The 3,274-nt window shown below is 30.7% G+C and carries 1 pseudogene; it reads left to right on the forward strand.

Features of this window, described 5'->3' with window-relative positions:
* Positions 1-3,274 (forward strand): annotated as a pseudogene (locus tag HMPREF0072_RS09165) (helicase-like domain-containing protein); the annotation flags it as partial.

Consider the following 3,274-nt stretch of genomic DNA (forward strand, 5'->3'; position numbering starts at 1 on the left):
GTCAGGAAATATAAGAGATAAAATTGAAGTTGTAGACTCTTATATTAAAAATATTGAAAGAGAATTAGAAAAGGAAGAAAATTCAGCAGATGGAGAGGTGTTAGAAGAAGAGTTAAAGGAGTTAGATTTTCAAAAAGCAAAACTAATGGAAGTTATGCCTAAAGCACTAGATGCAAGTGAAATTACAGTTAGAATGGGTGCAACATGGATACCGGAACAAGATTACAAAAAATTTATGTTTGATTTGTTGAAAACACCAGTTTCATCAAGGTGGAATATAGATATTAAGTATTCTGACTTTACAGGAGAGTATAGAGTTGAAGGAAAAAGCTCTGATAGGGACAATGACCTTGCTTATTTTACCTATGGTACAAATAGGGTAAATGCCTATAAATTGATAGAAGATACTTTAAATTTAAGAGATACTAAGGTATTTGACCAAGTAGAAGACAGTGATGGAAAGAAAAAATCTGTGCTTAATCAAAAAGAAACAATGCTTGCAAGAAGTAAGCAAGAGATGATAAAAGAAGAATTTAAAAGCTGGATATTTGATGATGTGGAAAGAAGAAATAGATTAGTAGAAGATTATAACGAAAGATTCAATTCCATAAGACAAAGGGAATATGATGGATCTAATCTTACTTTTGAAGGAATGAATCCTGAAATAGAATTAAGAGCACATCAAAAAGATGCCATAGCAAGAGGTTTGTTTGGTGGAAATACTTTACTTGCTCATGAAGTAGGAGCAGGAAAAACCTTTGAAATGATAGGTATAGCCATGGAGTCAAAAAGACTTGGTATGAGTAATAAGTCAATGTTTGTTGTTCCTAACCACATTGTAGAGCAATTTGGAAGAGAATTTAATGAACTTTATCCAGGAGCTAATGTATTATGTGCTACAGAAAAAGACTTCACACCAGATAGACGAAAAAGATTTTGTAGTCGTATTGCTACAGGAAGTTTTGATGCTGTTATTATAGGGCACAGTCAATTTGAAAAAATTCCTATATCAAAAGAAAGACAAGAATATGAATTGCAAGGTCAAATTGATGAAATCATTGACTATATAGATGAATATAAAAGAGAAAGGGATCAAAGATTTACTGTAAAGCAATTAGAAAAAACAAAGAAAAAATTAGAAACAAAGTTAGAAAAACTAAATGCTGATTATAAAAAAGATGATGTTGTAACCTTTGAGGAACTGGGAGTAGATAAGTTATTTGTAGATGAAGCCCAGCCTACAAAAACCTCTATCTATTTTCTAAAATGAGGAATGTAGCAGGAATTACTTCTACAGATTCACAAAAATCATCAGATATGCTTATGAAATGCCGCTATATGGATGAAATAACTAATAATAAAGGATTAGTATTTGCCACAGGTACACCAGTAAGCAACAGTATGGCTGAACTTTATACCATGCAGAGATATTTACAGTATGATGAATTAAAAAAGATGAAATTGCAACATTTCGATTCTTGGGCGTCTACTTTTGGAGAAACAATAACGGCAATAGAATTAAATCCTGAGGGTAATGGTTATAGGAGCAAAACCAGATTTGCAAAATTTTATAATCTTCCTGAACTTATGAATACTGTAAAAGGATTTATGGATATTAAAACAGCTGATGTTTTAAATCTTCCTACACCAATTGCCCATTATGAAACTATAAAAACAAAGCCTACCGAAGAACAAAAAGAAATTCTTGAAACTTTTTCCGAGAGAGCAGATAAGGTTCGTGATAAGCAGGTAGATTCAAGTGTTGATAATATGCTATTAATAACAAATGATGGGAAGAAGATGGCATTAGATCAAAGATTAATCAATCCTTTACTTCCTGATGATCCTAATAGTAAGGTAAATACCTGTATAAAAAATGTATTTAGCATTTGGGATAAATATAAAGATAAAAAATCTGCTCAATTAATATTTTGTGATATGTCTACACCAAGTAGTGATTTTAATATCTATGATGATATTAAAACAAAACTTATAGATATGGGAGTACCTGAAAATGAAATAGAATTTATTCATAAGGCAAAAAACAATATGGAAAAAGATGCTATCTTTGATAAGGTAAGAAAGGGAGAAATAAGAGTCTTCTTGGTTCAACACAGAAAATGGGAGCAGGTACTAATGCTCAAGACAAACTAATTGCAATCCACGATCTTGATATACCATGGAGACCGGCTGATCTTTCTCAAAGGGCAGGAAGGATTGTGAGGCAGGGAAATGAGAATAAGGAAGTCCATATATTTAGATATGTAACAGAAAATACTTTTGATGCCTATCTTTTCCAAACCTTAGAGAATAAACAAAAATATATTTCTCAAATTATGACTTCAAAGACACCTGTAAGAGTTGCAGAAGATGTAGACGAAGCCACATTAAACTATGCCGAAATCAAAGCTCTTGCAACAGGAAATCCATTAATAAAGGAGAAGATGGACCTTGATGTTGAAGTTTCTAAACTTAAAATGCTAGAGTCCAATTTTAAATCAAATCTTTACAAGCTGGAAGATAAAGTAGTTAAATTTTATCCAAAGGAAATAGAAAGATTAAAAGAAAGGATAGAGAACTTAAAGGAAGATATTAAAAATGTTGAGCCTTATAGAGAAGTAGATAAAAATTTAAAAGAAGATAATAAATTTACCTCTCTAATTATTGACGGAAAGAAGTATATAGATAAGAAAATAGCTGGAGAGTTTTTGTTGAACAAAATTAAGGGAGTTAAAATATATAGGGAAATGGATAAAGATGGAGAAAAAATAGGTGAATATAGAAATTTTGATTTATCCATAAAATATGATTCTTTTTTCAATAAATATAACTTTATATTAAAAGGTAAGGGAGAATATAGAGGAGAGTTTGACAGATGAAATAGGTAATATAACAAGAATGGATAATGTATTAGATAAATTACCAGAAAGATTAGAAAATACAATTTCAAAACTAAAAGATACAGAAGAGCAATTTCAAACAGCCAAAATTGAAATACAAAAGACATTTCCACAAGCTGAACTTTTAAAGGATAAGACATTAAGACTTGCAGAAGTAAATAATTTACTAGATATGGGAAAAAGTGAAGATATAAGCCAAGAAACCCATTACTAGAGGAAGTAAAGGAAGAATTGATAGATTTCTTAACAGAGAATATGATGAAGAAAACAGGTTAGAGGACTTTGATACTATATTTCCTGACTTAACAGATATAGGAATAGCTTATACAACTACACCAGATGAAAAACATGAAATACAAGTAAGTTTAGATTTG

The organism is Anaerococcus lactolyticus ATCC 51172 (assembly GCF_000156575.1).
Lineage (GTDB): Bacteria > Bacillota > Clostridia > Tissierellales > Peptoniphilaceae > Anaerococcus > Anaerococcus lactolyticus.